The organism is Nonomuraea sp. NPDC050451, from assembly GCF_044458585.1.
In genome coordinates this window covers 231,655-247,734 of record NZ_JBITHZ010000010.1, presented here as the reverse complement: position 1 = coordinate 247,734, position 16,080 = coordinate 231,655, and the positions used below count along the sequence as shown (strand labels likewise).

Annotated in this window: 17 protein-coding genes; 1 reads left to right on the top strand and 16 read right to left on the bottom strand. The window is 73.1% G+C overall.

Annotated features, from left to right (window positions below; genetic code table 11):
* Positions 1–24 precede the first annotated feature (24 nt).
* Genes ACIBI9_RS29840 through ACIBI9_RS29775 form a run of 14 tightly spaced genes read right to left on the bottom strand, consistent with a single transcriptional unit; the run spans position 25 to position 12,991 of the window.
* The gene (locus ACIBI9_RS29840; protein ID WP_397226523.1) at positions 25–2,628 is read right to left on the bottom strand and encodes a putative baseplate assembly protein; all 2,604 of its coding nucleotides are present in this window, start codon (positions 2,626–2,628) and stop codon (positions 25–27) included.
* A complete protein-coding gene (locus ACIBI9_RS29835; RefSeq protein WP_357745506.1) occupies positions 2,625–2,993 on the bottom strand; it encodes a GPW/gp25 family protein in 369 nt (122 codons plus the stop codon). The genes ACIBI9_RS29840 and ACIBI9_RS29835 overlap by 4 nt, the downstream gene beginning before the upstream one ends.
* A complete protein-coding gene (locus ACIBI9_RS29830; RefSeq protein WP_397226521.1) occupies positions 2,990–3,334 on the bottom strand; it encodes a hypothetical protein in 345 nt (114 codons plus the stop codon). The genes ACIBI9_RS29835 and ACIBI9_RS29830 overlap by 4 nt, the downstream gene beginning before the upstream one ends.
* A 14-nt stretch (positions 3,335–3,348) precedes the next feature.
* On the bottom strand, positions 3,349–3,936 hold the full coding sequence (locus tag ACIBI9_RS29825; RefSeq protein WP_387568996.1) for a phage baseplate assembly protein V: 588 nt from the start codon (positions 3,934–3,936) through the stop codon (positions 3,349–3,351).
* A 9-nt stretch (positions 3,937–3,945) separates the two neighbouring features.
* Positions 3,946–5,055 carry a hypothetical protein gene (locus ACIBI9_RS29820; protein ID WP_397226519.1) on the bottom strand — a complete coding sequence of 370 codons (1,110 nt, stop codon included), beginning with the start codon at positions 5,053–5,055 and terminating at the stop codon, positions 3,946–3,948.
* The gene (locus tag ACIBI9_RS29815; protein WP_397226517.1) at positions 5,045–5,359 is read right to left on the bottom strand and encodes a LysM domain-containing protein; all 315 of its coding nucleotides are present in this window, start codon (positions 5,357–5,359) and stop codon (positions 5,045–5,047) included. Before ACIBI9_RS29815 ends, ACIBI9_RS29820 begins: the two co-directional genes overlap by 11 nt.
* On the bottom strand, positions 5,359–6,039 hold the full coding sequence (locus ACIBI9_RS29810; protein WP_397226515.1) for a hypothetical protein: 681 nt from the start codon (positions 6,037–6,039) through the stop codon (positions 5,359–5,361). The genes ACIBI9_RS29815 and ACIBI9_RS29810 overlap by 1 nt, the downstream gene beginning before the upstream one ends.
* Positions 6,036–6,269, bottom strand: a complete 234-nt coding sequence (locus ACIBI9_RS29805; RefSeq protein ID WP_397226513.1) for a hypothetical protein — start codon at positions 6,267–6,269, stop codon at positions 6,036–6,038. The genes ACIBI9_RS29810 and ACIBI9_RS29805 overlap by 4 nt, the downstream gene beginning before the upstream one ends.
* Complete coding sequence (locus ACIBI9_RS29800) at positions 6,266–8,419, bottom strand: ATP-binding protein (RefSeq protein WP_397226511.1); 2,154 nt, start codon at positions 8,417–8,419, stop codon at positions 6,266–6,268. Before ACIBI9_RS29800 ends, ACIBI9_RS29805 begins: the two co-directional genes overlap by 4 nt.
* Positions 8,416–9,603 (bottom strand): DUF4255 domain-containing protein, encoded by a 1,188-nt coding sequence (locus ACIBI9_RS29795; protein WP_397226509.1) that lies wholly within the window; start codon positions 9,601–9,603, stop codon positions 8,416–8,418. Before ACIBI9_RS29795 ends, ACIBI9_RS29800 begins: the two co-directional genes overlap by 4 nt.
* Positions 9,600–10,289 carry a hypothetical protein gene (locus ACIBI9_RS29790; protein ID WP_397226507.1) on the bottom strand — a complete coding sequence of 230 codons (690 nt, stop codon included), beginning with the start codon at positions 10,287–10,289 and terminating at the stop codon, positions 9,600–9,602. Before ACIBI9_RS29790 ends, ACIBI9_RS29795 begins: the two co-directional genes overlap by 4 nt.
* Complete coding sequence (locus tag ACIBI9_RS29785; protein WP_397226505.1) at positions 10,286–10,924, bottom strand: hypothetical protein; 639 nt, start codon at positions 10,922–10,924, stop codon at positions 10,286–10,288. Before ACIBI9_RS29785 ends, ACIBI9_RS29790 begins: the two co-directional genes overlap by 4 nt.
* An 11-nt stretch (positions 10,925–10,935) precedes the next feature.
* Positions 10,936–11,466, bottom strand: coding sequence for a phage tail protein (locus ACIBI9_RS29780; RefSeq protein WP_397226503.1), 531 nt, complete (start codon positions 11,464–11,466; stop codon positions 10,936–10,938).
* A gap of 25 nt (positions 11,467–11,491) precedes the next feature.
* Positions 11,492–12,991: a phage tail sheath C-terminal domain-containing protein gene (locus ACIBI9_RS29775; protein WP_397226501.1), complete on the bottom strand. Its 1,500-nt coding sequence runs from the start codon at positions 12,989–12,991 to the stop codon at positions 11,492–11,494.
* Positions 12,992–13,189: 198 nt separating this feature from the next.
* On the opposite strand from ACIBI9_RS29775, the gene ACIBI9_RS29770 reads away from it, so the two are divergent.
* Positions 13,190–13,921 carry a DUF3592 domain-containing protein gene (locus ACIBI9_RS29770; protein WP_397226499.1) on the top strand — a complete coding sequence of 244 codons (732 nt, stop codon included), beginning with the start codon at positions 13,190–13,192 and terminating at the stop codon, positions 13,919–13,921.
* A gap of 96 nt (positions 13,922–14,017) precedes the next feature.
* Here ACIBI9_RS29770 and ACIBI9_RS29765 read toward each other — a convergent pair whose 3' ends face one another.
* Positions 14,018–14,545: a pyridoxamine 5'-phosphate oxidase family protein gene (locus ACIBI9_RS29765; protein WP_397226497.1), complete on the bottom strand. Its 528-nt coding sequence runs from the start codon at positions 14,543–14,545 to the stop codon at positions 14,018–14,020.
* A 106-nt stretch (positions 14,546–14,651) separates the two neighbouring features.
* The gene (locus tag ACIBI9_RS29760; RefSeq protein WP_397226495.1) at positions 14,652–16,043 is read right to left on the bottom strand and encodes a cytochrome bc complex cytochrome b subunit; all 1,392 of its coding nucleotides are present in this window, start codon (positions 16,041–16,043) and stop codon (positions 14,652–14,654) included.
* Positions 16,044–16,080 lie beyond the last annotated feature (37 nt).

The following is a 16,080-nucleotide window of genomic DNA, read 5'->3' as shown; positions in this document are numbered from 1 at the left end:
CGCTTCACCGCAGCTCATACCGGCTCACCGCCCTCCCACGAGATCCAGCGTCAACGTCCCGGCCGAGGGGATCTCCAGCGGGCCGAACGCGAGCGCGCCGCCCGCGGGCACGGGCGGCCCGGTGGAGACCGTGCGGGCCAGCCGGACGACGCTCGCCGACACCACGCCCGGCACGGCCATGGCCTCGGCCAGGATCCGGCTCACGTACAGGCCGGTGCCGAAGGTGAGGCGGTCGGGGTCGAACATGCCGCCCGGCGCGTCGCCGAGCCTGGCCCGCAGCGCGACGGTGACGGCCGAGCGGGGCGCGGTCGCCGCCAGGCAGACGCGCAGCCCGAGGTCCACGGCGATCGGCCGGGGCGGGTCGGCCCGCAGGTCGTGCCCGATCCGCCGGACCTGCTCCAGCCGGGTCCGCACCGCTTCAAGGGGGAACTCCTCGCCGCAGCGGCCGCGCAGGGGGTCGATCGCCACGTCGGCCTCGTACCAGCCGCCGGTCCAGGCCAGGTCGGTGGCCGCGCTCTGGACTCCCGGCTGGGCCGCGGCGATCGTGGCGTAGTCCTCGGCGGTGACCGCCCGTACCAGGCGGTGCCGGTAGGCGGTGGGGCCGAGCAGGCGGGCGTCGGCGACCGGTTCGGGGTCGATGCCGCCCGTGGCGGCCAGCGGGTTGCGCACGCCGGTCACCGGCACCGCGACGGGGCACGAGGCGACCAGGTGGGCCACCGCCTCGGGGCCGACGTTGCCGGCCGTCCCGTTGCCGACCCGCAGGCGCAGGTCGAACCGCTGGCCGGGGCGGACCCCGCGGCCGTACCGGCCGTCGCCGAAGCGCAGGTGCGAGCCGCCCTCGTCGTCCACCTCGACGACGACGTGCCGGTCCTCGGGGCCGCTGCCGATCAGGTCGGCCCGCACCGTCCACGTCTCGCAGTCGGAGGTGAGCCACAGCTGGGCCAGTGCCGTACGCGGGTCCTGGGTGAGTGCGGCCGCGGCGGGGCCGGCGGCGACCGGTTCGGCGGGGTCGAGCCCCGCGCCGGTGCCCCAGGTGGCGGCCACCTCGGCCGCGTCGGCGGCGTCCAGCGGCAGGCCGAGGCGGGCCTGGGCGGTCAGCCTGGCCAGCCTGGCGAGCCGGCGCGGCCCGGGCGCGGCGCCGTCGAGGGGGCCGGTGGGGATGCGGGCCAGCGTCAGGGCCTGGCCTTCCGCGACGGTCTCGGGAGCGGGGTAGGGCGCCCGGCGGGTGAGCGGCGCGTGCGGCAGCACGGGCTCGAAGCGCACCCGTACGGGGTCGCGCTCCGGGCGGCCGAGCCCCTCGCACCGCACGGGGCCGGGCTCCCCTCCGGGCACGGCCAGCGTGCCGGTCTCGGTGGCGCCGTGGTCGACGAGGACCACGTTCGCCCTGGCCACGCTCACGTCCTCGAACAGGCAGCACTCCTCGCCGCCGATGGCGGCCAGGCACAGGTCGAACGTCAGCGCGTCGGCGCACGCCCAGCTCACCCGGAGCAACGGCTGGTCGTACACCGGGTCGTCGAGCTCCTCGACCTCGGTCAGCCGTACGGCCTGGCGGTGGGTGACGTCCGCGTCGCCCGGCACCCCGGTCAGCGGACCGCGTACCTCCTCGAAGATCACCACGTCGCCGGGGCACAGGCCGAGCAGCCGATGCGACCGCTCCTCGTCGCACCAGCCGTCCACCAGCGTCGCGGCCGTCGCGCCGCGCGGCAGGCAGCACTCCTCGCCGCCCCAGGTCCACAGCCGGATGCGGTTGCGGGCGGGGCTGACGGCCACGTCGTGCGCCGGCACCGGCTCGTACACCTGGTAGCCGCCGCCGGGCGCGAGGCGGCGCAGCTCGCCTTCCGAGACCATCGGGCGGCCGCCGAGCGCCGGGACCGCCGTCACGAACCGGTAGGTGCCCGCGTGCAGCACCCCGGGCTCCTCGACCTCCAGGTGGACCCAGGTGCGCGCGTTGCAGCCGTCGTGCATCCGGTAGTCGACCAGCCGCAGGTGCCGCCGCACCGACGTCCGCAGCCGGGCCGTGCCCAGGTACGCCTCGGTGGCCACCGCGTCCTGGCGGTAGGAGAGCTGGTCGCCGACGTAGGCGAGCAGCTCGACGAGCGTGACGCCCAGGTCGGGGATCTGCCGGTCGGTCCAGGCGGGGGAGGTCAGCGCGAGCCGGTCCAGGATGAGCCGCCGGAAGCTCGCGTAGTCCTTGGCCAGGTAGTCGATGACCGCCCGGTCCTCCTCGCCCGGCGGGCAGGGCGCCGCCGCGCCGCAGTCGCTCTCCTCGCCGCAGTCGCCGGCGAAGGTGAAGGCGGCGCGGGCGTACCGGGGGTCGAGGTCCTGCGCCCCGGCCAGCTCCACCTCGTACGGCGAGCGGTCCCCGACCCGGTCGAGGTGGACGACCAGCTCGTCGTAACGACCGGCCCGCGAGGCGACCACCTCGACGTGGACGGCCCGCACCACGCGCCCAGGCCCGGTGACGGCGACGTCGTCCGCCTCCGGCGCGGGCTCGGGTGCCTTGCCGAACAGCAGCAGCCGCAGCGTGCGCGCCTCGTTGTCGACCTGCACGCCCGCGATGCCGCCCCACCCGCAGGCGCGGTCCCGTTCCCGCCGCGCGCGGGGCGGGCAGCCCTCGTCGGCCGTCATGGCCCGGTCCTCCGTTCGACGGTGACCGAGTTGAGCTCCCCGGTCAGCAGCAGCACGTACGCCACCGACACCAGCAGCGCCCCCTCCTCGGCCCGCACGTCCACGCGCTCGACCCGCAGGTCGTCGGGCAGCCACTGCTGCAGGGCGGCCTGGAGTGTGTACTCCACGGCCCCGGCCAGCTCGGGGCTGTTGGGGGCGAAGACCAGCCGCAGGACGCCGGTGCCGAAGTCGGGCCGGTTGACCCGCTCCCCCGGGATCGTGAACAGCAGCTGCTCGACCATGTCGCGCACGTGGTCCTCGTCCGTGGTGGTGGCCGACCTGCCGTGCGCGTCGACGTGGAAGGGGAAGTCCAGGTGAGTGCTCATGACCCCGCCGCCCTGAGCTGCGTCGAGGTGATGACCGGCGTGCCCTGGGGGGCCTTGGCCGCCGACTGGCTGACACCGGCGCCGGGCCCCGCGGGTTCGAGCACGACCGGTTTGCCGAGCACGAAGACCCGGGTGGAGGCGGCCAGGGCGAAGTCGACGGTGACGCAGGGGCTCGGCGGAGTCGCGCCCGACAGCGAGCAGCCCGCGACCGCGACCACGTCGGCGACGGTCACCACCGGCGCGCCCCCGGCCAGCACCACGGTCTGGCCGGGGACGATCGTGGCCTTGCCCTGGTGCAGGCAGGTCACCTGCGAGGCGACCGTCAAGAGGAAACCCGGCATCGTCGGCACTCCTCTCAGGCCGGCTTCACGACGAGCGCGCCGTTGTTGATGTTGACGAGGCCGACGAGGTTGATGGCCGGCGCGGTGATGGTCACGCCCGAGGTGTCGACCGTGATGGCCGCCGACTGGGACTGCAGCAGCACGCCGCTGCCCTTCATCGGGGCCACCGGGGTGTCGGACAGGGCGATCTTGCTCTTGCCGACGGTCTCGATCAAGAGCGCGGGCGCCTTGGGGGTCAGCAGCTTGGCGGTGGCGGGCGGCTCGGCCGGGCTGCCCCAGAAGAAGCCCACCCAGATGGGATGATCGGGGTTGCCCTGCTCGAACTCCACCCAGACCCCCGCACCCGGCGGCGGCACGGCGAAGAAGCCCATCTGCAGCCCGGCCAGCGGCACGCACGGCATCGCCCACGACGACGGCAGCAGGCCGAGCACGTCGGGCACGCTCACCAGCAGCCGCCCCTTGCCGAGGGGGTCGTAGTTGTCCAGCACCGCGCCCCGGTACTTGCCGTAGAAGCGTTTGGTGCCCGGCGGCTCGGCGTCCTCGCGCTCGGCGGGGCCGAAGAAGCCGGGGGACTCGACGTACCCGAGCTCGTCCATGTTCATGGCAGGTCCTTAGGAGAGGGGCAGGAACGCGTTGCGGGTCAGGGTGAACTGCTGGGTGTAGCCGCCGCGCGTGATGTCGTGGGTGACGCTCTTGACGAAGTACGTGCCGTCGTAGCCGAGGCTCGCGCCGCGCACGGTGACGGGACGGCGGGCGCGCAGCGGCTGGCCGTAGCGCAGTACGTCCAGCGTGCCCTGGCCGCCGATGACCTCGTAGCTGTCGGCGGCCCTGGCCAGCGCGACCCCCGCCGCCTGCAGGGGTGACAGCTTGGCCAGGCCCCTGACCACCGACGCCTTCAGCGGCAGCGGCTTGCGGGCGCCCATGGGCGGGTTGACCGGGGTGATGTCCGGGATCGGGACGGGGATGGGGAACTTGGTGACGGGCTCCTGGATCAGCGCCACGTACTGCGTCGCGGAGAACCCGTCGAAGGTGAACGTCAGCGTCTCGATGTTGGTGGTCGCGTCGGCGTTGGCCCACAGGGCCGGCTGCGGCGGCCCGGCCTTGACCAGCGGACCCCAACAGGCGAAGTTGACGCCGGGCGCCGGCCCCGGCTCGATGAAGAACTGGTAGCCGACCTGCGCCGCGAGCGCCTTGACGTAGGCCAGGTCGGTGCCCTGCTGGGCGGGGACGGACTCCAGCGGGTTCGGGGTGGTCAGGTAGACGCTCGGCACGATCTTCGGGACGAGCCCGTACATCGGATATTTGGCGCAGATCACGGCGACCCGCGCCTCCGGCGGCAGCCCCACGTACGGGACGCCGGTGAAGTCGACGATGTCCATCATCCGGGAGACGTCCTCGCCGGTGAGCGTCAGCCGCGCCTGGCCGGGCTCGGCGGACGGCGTCACCTCGTGCCGGGTGATGACGCCGTCCATCAGCACGGTGGCCTGGCCTCTGATCGTCACGACGATCTGCGCCCTGGCCGGCGGGTCGAGCGCCCCCGAGGGCAGCAGCTCGCGGAACAGCAGCGACCGCTTGCCCATGCCGAACGACAGCCGGAACCCGCCCGGCTGTCCCACCCCCTCGCTCACCTGCACCGACAGCAGCGCGTCCACGACCTCGCGCGGCACCTGCTCGGCCAGCACCGCGCCGAGCCTGAGCGACAGCAGCAGCTCAGAAGCCATGCGGGCTCCCGGTGGTCGCGGTGGGCAGCGCGACGTCCAGCCGCCGTCCGGGGCGGGCGGCGAGGTCGGCGGGGTCGAGCACCAGGCTGGCGTCCGCGATCTGCCAGAAGCGCTCGGGGTCGTCGAGGTGCAGCGCGGCGATCCGGTCCAGCCGGTCGCCGTCGCGCACCACGTGCACGGCGATCACGGTGAGCGTGCGCCGGTCCGGCAGGAACCTGCGGCGGACGTACGGGATCGGCTCCCCGCCCTCCGGCCGGTGGGTCGCGATCTCGATCCCGTGGTAGCGGCTGGTCGCGGTGAACATCAGGTGCCTCCTGGCGGGCCGTCGAGGCCGAGGGTGCGCAGCTGGTCGGACGGGTGCAGCGCGGCCAGCTGCTCGCGGCGCCGCTGGTGGCCGAGGAACAGGCCGCTCCCCCGGTGGGTGAACCCCAGGTCGTCGACGGTGAGGATGCGCATCGACAGCGACACCTTGGCCCTGATCGGGTTGAGGTTGGAGTCGAACGCCTCCTCCGTGACGGTGAACTCGGTGAGCCTGACCGGCACCACGCGGTCACGGCTCCACACGAAGACCGTCAGCGGCGACTCGACGGGGACGATCTCGAAAGCGCCGTTGCGGGCCGCCTCGTCCTGCGCGATCAGGGCGCCGGCCGTCGGGTTCACCAGCAGGTCCAGCGTGGCCAGGACGGGCAGCAGGCCGTGCGCGGCGACGGCGTCGTTGCCCGGCGCGAAGGGGTCTTCGAGCTGCGTCGTCGCGTCGAGTTCCGCCTCGAGCTTGATGGTCTCGTGGGCGGGCCCGCGCAGCCGCAGCGCCTCGCTGCGGTCGCCGGGCTCGGCGCCCACGCCCTGGGGCTGGAGCGTGCGGGTGATGGTGTCCGGGTTGTACTGCAGGGTGATGACCCTGAGCACCGTGCCGTTGGCGGGGTCGAGCAGGACGAGCCCGCCCCTCGGCACCACGGGCGTCCCCGGTGCGAACTGCGCGCTCACCGCTGCCCGCCTCCCGCCAGTCCCTGGATCCCGGCGACGACGGCCTGTGCCAGCCCGGGCGTGGAGCCGTCGGCGGCGTCCACGCTCAACCGCCGCCGGGCGGCCTTTTGAGTGGGCCCGTCCGCCAGATCCCGCCGTACGGCCTCGGCCAGAGCCTCGATGAGCTCCTGCCGGGAGTGGCCGGCCGACTCCAGCACGACCCTGTCGATGTGCAGCACGATGCGCGTCACCGGCCCACCCGCTCGGGGTGCGGGACCGTCAGCGGCAGGCCCAGTTTGCGGAATTCCGTCCGCGCCGCGGTGAGCACCGTCGCGGTGTCGACGGGCCCGCCCGCGTCCGCGGCGAGGAACGCGGCGCCCAGCACGATCGCCTGTACGGCGGCGCCCGTGACCGGCAGGTCCACCAGCGCGTCGAGGTCGAGGTCGCCGAGCGGCACGCCCGCCGGGAAGGCCGCCGACCACAACCGTCTGCGCTCTTCCCGCCCCGGCATCGGGAAGTCGACGACGAACCGCAGCCGCCGCAGGAAGGCCGGGTCCAGCGCGGCACGCAGGTTGGTGGCCAGCACCGCCACCCCCTCGTAGGCCTCCATCCGCTGGAGCAGGTAGCTGACCTCGATGTTGGCGTAGCGGTCGTGGCTGTCACGCACCTCGCTGCGGCGCCCGAACAGCGCGTCGGCCTCGTCGAACAGCAGCAGCGCGCCGCCGTCCTCCGCCGCGTCGAAGACCCTGCGCAGGTTCTTCTCGGTCTCGCCGATGTACTTGTTGACCACGGCCGACAGGTCCACGCGGTAGAGGTCCTGGCCGAGCTCGTGGGCGAGCACCTCGGCCGCGAACGTCTTGCCCGTCCCGCTGGGGCCGCTGAACAGCGCGGTGACCCCGTTGCCGCGCTGCCTGCGCTCCCCGTACCCCCAGGTGGACATGACCGTGGCGCGGTGCCGCACCTGTGCGACGAGCCCGCGCAGCAGGTCCGTCTGCTCGCCGGGCAGCACCAGGTCCTCCCACCTGGCCTGCGGCACCGTCCGCTGGGCCAGGGCCTCCAGCCTCGGCCTGGCCGAGGTGCGGCAGGCCGCCCACAGGCGCGCCCGCCCGTCGGGGGCGTCGAGCACGGGCCGCAGGGCGGTGGCGATGCGGTGAACGGCGGGCACGCTCAGCCGGAACTGGCCGGCCAGCGTGCGCGGCACCCCCTCCAGGGGCAGCCCGGTCGCGGCCGACCACAGCTCGGCCTGCTCGGCGAGGGTCGGCCGGATGACGTCCACCACCGACGTGGCCCGGTCGGTGACCGGCCACACCTCGCGCGTGGCCAGCAGGACGAGCCCGCCCACCTGGGACAGGAACCGCCGCAGCGCCGCGGCCGTGACGGGGTCGTACAGGTCGGCGTCCACGGCGTCGAGCAGCAGCGCCATCGGCAGCAGCAGGCTTTCGCGCTGCCAGAGCCTGGCCACCAGGTCCTGATCAGCCCCCGCCGCCACGAGCGCGCCGACCGGCAGGTGGTACAGCTCGCGGTTGAGCAGCGCCATGGCTCGTACGGCGACCAGCTCGCAGCTCGGCTCGTCGCCGCCGAGCAGCTGGATCACCGGGAAGCGCCCGTCGGGCGTGTCGGTCAGCGCCGCACCGACCAGGGCGTCCACCGCGGCCTGCGAAGAGGCGGGCAGCCCGAGGCCCGCCGCCGGGTCGGGGCGGTGCTCGACCAGCCCCGTCAGCCGCTCGTCGAGCCGGTTGAGCCCTCTGACCAGGTCGACGATCCGGTCGTCGGCCCGCAGCGGCACGGCGGCCAGCGGCTGGGCTCCGGCGCCCACGGGCTCCACCAGCCGCCAGAAGCGCAGGCCCCGCTCGGGCGAGAGCACGTCCCAGCGGGCGTCGTCGAACAGGCGCAGCGCCAGGGCGAAGGTGGGCGCGGGCTCCCCCTGCGCCGCGGCGATCAGCGCGGTGATGCCGGGCTCGATCGCGGGTGCGGCGCACAGCAGCAGCACGTCCCGTTCGAAGTCGCTCAGCCCCAGGCGCTCGGCGATCTGCACCAAGGCCGGCGCCCCGAGCCCCGCCATCGCCCGAGCCGCGGCCTCCCGCGCCCCCGCCATCGCCTGAGCCGCACCCTGCCGCGCATCCGCCCCCTGCGCCGCTCCTCGCCGCGCGTCCGCCGACGCCTGCGCCGCAGGCTCCCGCGCTGCCGCTTCGTCGGTGGAGCGCGCGGCGGCGGTGCGGGGCCCGGCGGAGCGATCACGGGTCCTGAGCCACCCCCTCCTCGTCCCGAGCGGCTCCGGCTCAGACCGCCGGGTGGGACTCGGGGCCTGCGGGGTGAGGGCGGCAAGGCGGACGGCCAGCCAGTCCAGGGACGCCTTCAGGTAGGCGCCGTTGGCCTGCTCCCAGGTGGGCGCGTCGGTCATGGGATCACCACCTCCGCCGTGGGACCGGTCTTGAAGGCACCGGTGGCGCGGTCGACGATGTCGGTGTCGACGCCGTCCACCCGGACCCGGACCTTGTACGTGCCAGGCGGGATCGGGGCCGCGACCGAGAGCGTGCCGGTGGCCGCGGTCAGCAGGGGCACCGGCAGGTGCAGGCCGCCCACGAGGACGGCCGCCTGCTGGCCGACCGACACCGGATCGGCGACGGTGGCGGTCACCGTGGTCCTGGCCGGGGTGCCACCGGCCGGGGTGGCGGCGAGGGCGACGATCTCGGGGGCGACGGCCAAAGGGACCTCGTTGGTGGGCACCCCGCCGGACGCGGGCGTCAGGGAGATCGCCCACGGTCCGGCGGGCAGCCCGGAGGCGGGCAGCGCGACGGCGACGTCGGCCGTTCCCGGAGAGGGGAGGTGGACCTCGGCCGTGGCCGGCACCCGCAGGTGACGCAGGTGGGCCACGAGGGCGCCCGCCGGGAGGTTGCGGACGGTCAGCGTGACGGTCTCGCCGGGCAGCGCGACCGGGCTCCCCGGCACGCCGTACCGGATGCCGGTGAGCGCCGGGAAGGGCGAGGCGGCGTCCGGGTGGGCGACCGGCGACCTGCCGTCGGGGCCGCGCTTGAGCACGGGCAGCGGCGCGGTGCCGGGCGCGGGGTTGTCGATGAGCACCGCCGAAACCTGGTACGACGCCGAGACCCGGTACGGCGTGGCGAACGCGGTCCACATCTTGGCGATGTCGTCCTGGCTCAGCGACTCGAAGCTGACCTTCACGTTCTCGAGCTGCAGGTGCAGGTCGCTGCCCGGCAGCGGGATCGCGGTGGCGGCCCGGATCTCCTCCCCCGGCAGGATCGGGGTGTCGTGCAGCGCCAGCATCGCGGCGCCGAGCAGCTCGTGGGCGGTGCCCTCGTCGTTGCTGTAGGCGGCCAGCAGGTAGTGCAGGACCAGCGGGAGCAGTGGCCTCGGCGACTCCCCGGGCGGCGAGCCGGGCGGGTCGGCGTTGCGGAAGGAGGGGTGCATGTCGGTGCGGTACAGGAACAGGTTCACGTGGTCGCCGTTGACCTCGTCGGGCGCGCGGTCCGGCGGCACGATGGTCACCTGCGGGCCACCGAGCCGGTTGAAGATCCTGGCGCGCAGCGCGGCGGTCACGGCGGCGATGGCGAGGGAGTTGCTCATGCCAGCTCCCCTTTGCCCCGGCTGCGCAGGTACGCCTGGAGCACCGAGGCGTGGTCCTTGCGGGGCGGCTTGGGCTGGGGGGCGGCCTGGGCCTGCGGGGCGCGTACCTCGAGCCGCCCGATCGAGATCTCGACCACCGGGGGCGCGGAAGCGTCCTGTGCCGCCTGCGCACGCGAAGGCCGCGCCGGCGCGGCGAGCACGGGGCCCGCGGCGACCCGCAGCAGAGGAGCGCCCGCCGCGCGCCCGGCCTCGGCGATGGCGGGGACCGGCGAGTCGGGCTGGTGAGCGGGGATGTGCGGCGGCGGGGTGGCGGCGGCGGGGCGCCCCACGTGCGGCCCCCGGATCGCGACGGCTGGATCCACCGCACCGGGCCTGGTCACCGACGGCTCCGGCGCGGGTGCGGGAGCCTGCCCGTGATCGGCTTCTCGAGGGCTGGATCGTTCCATCTCGATCTCGCGTTCCTCGTGCGACTCCTCTACCGCGGGCCGTTGGAGTCCCCGCCTGGTCACGGGAACGTCCGGCGGCCGGGATGCGGGGCCGGGGTCCGGAACGTCGGAGAAGGCAGGCGGCTCGGCCTCGGCGTGGCTCGTCGGCGGGTGGTCCTCGAACAGCGAGGCCGGGCGGGGGCGGATGCCGGTCACCGGTTCGCGGCTGCGCGTGATCAGCCGCTGCACCAGGCCGCTCACGATCTCACCAGCCCCAGGTAGCACTGCCGCCGCCAGGCGCTCAGCGCGAGCACCTGCGGCTCGGTCCAGCCGTAGGCGGCGGCCAGGTCGTGCACCTCCAGCAGGGTCCTGCGGCACCAGCCGTCCAGCTCCGACCACAGGTAGCTGACGATGTCGAAGGACTCGGCCCACTCCCGCCCGCAGTCGGGGCACGACAGGCACAGCTCGACGTCCAGCAACGGGTCGGCCGCGGCCCAGGCGGCGGCCGCCTTCCCGGCGTCCCCCGCTTCGGAGCAGCGGCCGACGAGGGCCTCGCACGGGTCGCGGTCGGACAGCGCGGCGGCGACGTCGGCGCTGGTGGGCAGCCGGCACGGTGCCGAGGACGGCGGGTCGAGCAGCTGCTCCTGGTCGAAGGAGACCTCCACGTCCGTGCCGCACTCCGGGCACGTGGACACGCCGTCCAGGCTGGAGCCGAACAGCGCGGCACGCAGCTCGAACAGAGCCCGGTCGCGCTGCCCGATGGTCAGGTGGGCCAGCTCGCCCGGGGAGCGGCCCGTACCGGCCGCGAGCAGGGCGAGGCCCCGCTCCAGCGGCGTGCGGTCCCAGCCCGCCTCCCACGCGTCGAGCAGCTCAGCAGCACCGGCCACCACAGTCACCGGACCGCCCCTCAGGAGTCCTGCTCGGTGGGCTCGGTGACGCTCAGGTCGCGTACCCATCCCTCGTTCTCCAGCTTCAGGTGCTGGATCGCGATGGCGTTGGCGTTGGCGTCGAGGTCGGGCAGCGCCTGGAACTCCGACACCCAGCAGCGGAAGACCTGGTACGCCAGCACCTTCTGGCCCGCCTCGTTGTAGACCTCGATGACGAGGTCCTTCCTGAAGGAGGCCAGCGCCACCTCGCGGTCGCGCTGGTCGGGGCCCGCCTGGGCGTTGGCGTAGTTCCACACCTTGTTGGCCCACTGCTCGAACTCGGGGTCGTGGGTGACCCCGCGTTCCAGCGTGATCGGCTCGTACTTGGTGCGGCCCGGCGACTTGCGCGCGCTGGAGTGGTCGCCGCCGTCGCGGTGCTCGACCACCTCCGTGGTCCGGCGCAGGGCGCTGACCTTGCTGATCCCGGCGACGTACTTGTTGTCCCACTTCACCCGGAACTTGAAGTTCTTGTACGGGTCCAGGCGAGTGGTGTTGACGGAGAACTGAACCATGTCGCTCCTAGGGACTGGCCGATCGTCAGGCGTCGGGACGCTTCTGCTGGATCCGGATGCGCACGAACTCGGCGGGTTTCAGCGGCTGGAAGCCGACGTCCACGTTGACGACGCCGACGTCGATGTCGGCCTGCGGGTTGTTCTCCCTGTCGCACTTGACGAAGTACGCCTCCCGGGCCGTCCTGCCCTGGAAGGCGCCCTGGCGGAACAGGCCGTCCATGAAGGCGCCGACGTTCAGCCGGATGGAGGCCCACAGCGGCTCGTCGTTGGGCTCGAACACCACCCACTTGGTGGCGCGGAACAGCGTCTCCTCGATGAACAGCGCGAGCCTGCGGACGGGGACGTACTTCCACGGGTCGCCCACCTCGTCGTTGCCCCGGCAGGTCCGCGCCCCCCACAGCACGTGCGAGTAGACGGGGAACGTGCGCAGGCAGTTGACGCCCAGCGGGTTGAGGCCGCCGTTCTCCGCGTCGGTCAGCGCCACGGTCGCCGAACGTACGCCCGCCAGCGCCGCGTCCACCCCCGCCGGCGCCTTCCACACCCCGCGCAGGGTGTCGGTACGGGCGAACACCCCGGCCACGGTGCCGATGGGCCCCACGGTCAGGTCGGGACCGCCCGCCGGGTCGGAGATCGTGAGGCGCGGGTAGAAGACGGCGGCGTTGCGTCCGGCGACGCCGGTGACCGGCAGCCCCGCGCCCGCCCCCGAGGTCGCGTTGGCGACGCTGGTCCAGGAGAAGGGCGGATCGAGCAGCAACATCGCCCTGCGGTCCACGCACAGCCGGGCCGCCGCGTCGATCACCGGCGCCCAGCGGGCGTCCCTGTCGTCAGCGGTCGGGGACGCGGGGGGCGCGAGCTGCGGCGGGATCACCAGCAGGTTGAAGATCGGCACGTCGAGGAGGGCCTGCATGCCGGTGCGCCGGACCGGGTCGCCGATCACGTCGACGGGGTTGAGCGTCACGTCGGCCGCCTGGGTGACGGTTTTGTCCCCTTCGGCGGGCCGCCTGTCCACCGCGCTGCCGTCGGCCGGCCCGACCAGCCTGGAGGTCTCCAGCGCCCGGTCCAGCCACCTGCCGCGCAGGGCCGGGTCGGTGGAGATCTCGTACGTCTCGGTCACCTTGCCGGAGACCTTGATCGTCAGGGTGTAGTGCTTGCTGTCGGCGGAGTCGTGCTTGACGGTCGCCGTCAGCGTGTTGCCCGCCGTGCCCGGGGTCCTGGCCCGCAGCTTGACGCCGTCGCCGAGGTCGACGGTGGCGTGCTGGGTGTCGGCGCCGACCCGTACGACGATCGCCTTGGCGCCGCCGTTGAGGAAGAACTGGTAGACCGCGTAGCTCAGCTCGCTGCCGGTCCACAGCCCGCCGAAGGTGCTGTCGTACTCGGTCCAGCTGTTGATCGTCGTCGGGGTGCGCGGCCCTTCCAGAGCCAGGCCGACGAACGCCGCCACGGACGTGTCGACGCCGACGATCGGCCGGACCGCGCTCTCGATCTCCTCAAGATAGACACCGGGATAGGTGAATCTCGTCGCCATCGGCCTTCCTCGTCCCGTAGCCGCAGAGCCTCTGCCGGTAGTGTCGGCCGCAGCCATAACCCAGCCGTCACCCCGCCATCACTGCGCCATCACCCAGCTCCCAGGCGATGCGGTTCCCGCGGCCCTCCCCCGGGCCGCGCTGCCCGTGGGTGCGTGACACTTGCCGGCCCCGAATCGCCGATCGGGCACACTCGTCCTATGCGTAACGGACGGCTCTTCACCATCGTGGGCGGGATCTTCGGTCTGATCGGGCTGGTGCTGCTCTGCGTCGGCATCGCGCTTGCCGCCTCCACGGCGGGTTTCCTGGCCTCGGCCGGACGGACCGACGGGACCGTGGTCGCGCTGGACGCACGGACCAGCACGACACGGAGTTCCGACGGCCACACCCGCCGCACCACGTTGTGGTACCCGACCGTGGAGTTCACCGTGGGCGGCAGGCAGTACGCGTTTCAGAGCTCCACCGGCACCAACCCGCCGTCCCATGACAAGGGCGAAAGCGTACCCGTCGCCTACGACCCGGACGATCCGTCCGATGCGCGGATCGCGTCGTTCTCGTCAGCGTTCCTCGCCCCGCTGATCGTCGGCGGGCTGGGTGTGGTGTTCACACCGATCGGTACGGTCTTGTTCGTCAAGGGACGGCGGATCACCCGGCTGCGAGCCTGGCTCCGGGAGCAGGGCCGGCAGGTGTGGGCGGAGATCGAGCATGTCGGACGCGACTTCAGCGTGCGGGTGAACAACCGGCACCCCTACGTCGTCCATGCGACGTGGCAGGATGAGCGGACAGGCCGGACATACACCGCAGCCAGCGACTACCTCCCCGACGACCCAGGTCCTCGTCTGCGGGGGCAGACCCGCGTTCGCGTGCTGTACGACGCCGCCGACCCGGATCGCAACCTGATCGACCTGGACGCCCGTCCATCCCCTTCCTGACGGACAAGGGGTATCGGCAGGGGCGTGGAGGACGGGCGGTCCATCCGCGCTGGGGCGGCGTGGCCAGAACGGTCCCGCTGGGCCCTGGGCCGCGGATCAGGGCTGGGACGCCGCCGTGAGCTTCGCGATATCGGGGGCGTAGACGGTCATCCAGTGCGGATGCAGCCGGTAGTAGACCACGTCGTTGTCCCAGTCGAAGGGGTCGTCGCCGTAGAAGTCCTTGAAGTACGCGAGCAGGTCCGGCCAGTCCGCGGCCGGCTCGCCATCGTCGGGGTTGAGGATCTCCACCGTGCCGTGCGTGAACACGCCCAGATCCTCCCCGCGCATGTGCGCGACGCTGGCGGCGGGGCGGGCGGCGAGATGGCGGGCCTTGGCGGCGGTGCGTGCCGTGCCGAAGTGCCACTTGCCGTGCAGGAAGTGCCCGTCCGCGCCGCTGATCCGCGGCTCGCCCTTCGCCGTCACGGTGGACAGGGCGAGCGTGCACATGCCGGTCAGGATCCGGGTGAGCTGCTCCGCGGTCAGGGTTCGCTCGGTGACGATCGAGCGCAGGTGCGAGGTGGAACGGGAGAGGGAGGCTTCGAGGAGAGCCTGGAGCTCTTTGAGCTCTTCGGGCGTTTCGCGCATTGAGGTCCTTATCTATCCGTGGGCCGGTCCGCGTCCGCCATCGACGCGGACCGGTGAACCCATGCTCGACCCGAAACCCGACACCTTGTGTCCTATTTCTTCACCGTCATCGCCCTGAAGTGATCGCCGGCTCCCGGTGCTCTTGCCGCGGCGGCGCCAGCCGTTCGTGGAATCCGCCGTCCGGGGACCGCACGATGATGCCGGTCTCCACTCCGTGCTCGGCCACGTCGCGATCCGTCTGCTGAAGTGCCAGGCAGATCCACCGGGTGACGACGAAGGCGATGACGGGGCCGATGACCACGGCGTACCTGAAGAAGATCGTCACAGCATCGACGGTGAGCTGGAACTGGTGGGCGAACTGGTCGTTGGCCGCGGCTGCCCACAGCAGGCCGTAGAACGTGACGCCGGCGACCGCGACGGCCGTCTTCACCGGCGTCTCGCGGGGACGGTCGAGCAGGTCCTGCGCGTGCTTCTCGCGGGCCAGGCGGCTCGTCGTCTTGGGCCGGCCCAGCGCGTCACGGCGGCTGCGTCGCGAGACGAGGAAGCGCTCGGCCATCGGGTAGGCGGCCAGGGCGGTGAAGAAGACCCCCGGGATCACCAGTGTGGGGACGATGACCGCGAGGCTGAGCGTGTAGTCCCCGATGGTGAGCTCCCACCCGGGCATGATCCGGAGGGCGCCGTCGAGGAACCCCATGTACCAGTCGGGAACCGAGCCAGCCGAGATCTGCGTCGGTGTCGCCGGGCCGTACAGCCATATGGGGGCGATCTGGAACCCGAACCCGAGGATGATCAGCATGCCGACCGTCGCGAACGCCATCATCGGGCGTGCGCTCCGCCGCACCGGCAGCGAGGCGACGAACCGGGAGTGGCCGTGGCGGCGTACCAGCAGTTCACGAGCGATCAGCAGGCCGGCCATGACGACCGCGACCAGCAGGTGGCCCCCGTACATGACGGGAATGACCCTGTCACCGGGGAAGTCCGGGCCGAACAGCAGCGACAGCGCCCAGGTGCCCACCACGGGGATGGACTGGACAACCGACTTCATCAGCCACAGGCTCCCGCCCGACAGCAGGTCATCAGGCAGGGCGTTGCCGGTCTCGCCCGCGGCCATGCCCAGCGCCAGCAGCACCACCCAGATCAGCCACTGCCCGGTGCGCGGGCGGCGGAACGCGCCGGTGAGGAACATGCGCAGCAGTTGCAACACGACGGCCGCCACGAAGACGAGCGCCGCCCAGTGGTGGACCTGGCGGATGAGCAGGCCGCCCCGGACCTCCAGGCTCAGGTGCATGGTCGAGTCGAAGGCCTTGCTGACGAAGAGTCCGCGCAGCGGGCCGTACGAGCCGTCATAGGTCACCGCGGACATGCTGGGGTTGTAGAACACCATCAGCACCGCCCCGGTCACCGCCAGAACGACGAACGACCAGACGGCGATTTCCGCGAACATGAACGACCAGTGGGAGAACTGAAACGAGCGGCGCTTGGCCAACAACGAACGCATTTGGGCCCCCTATCCGTGCCTCACCCCTCAAGACGAA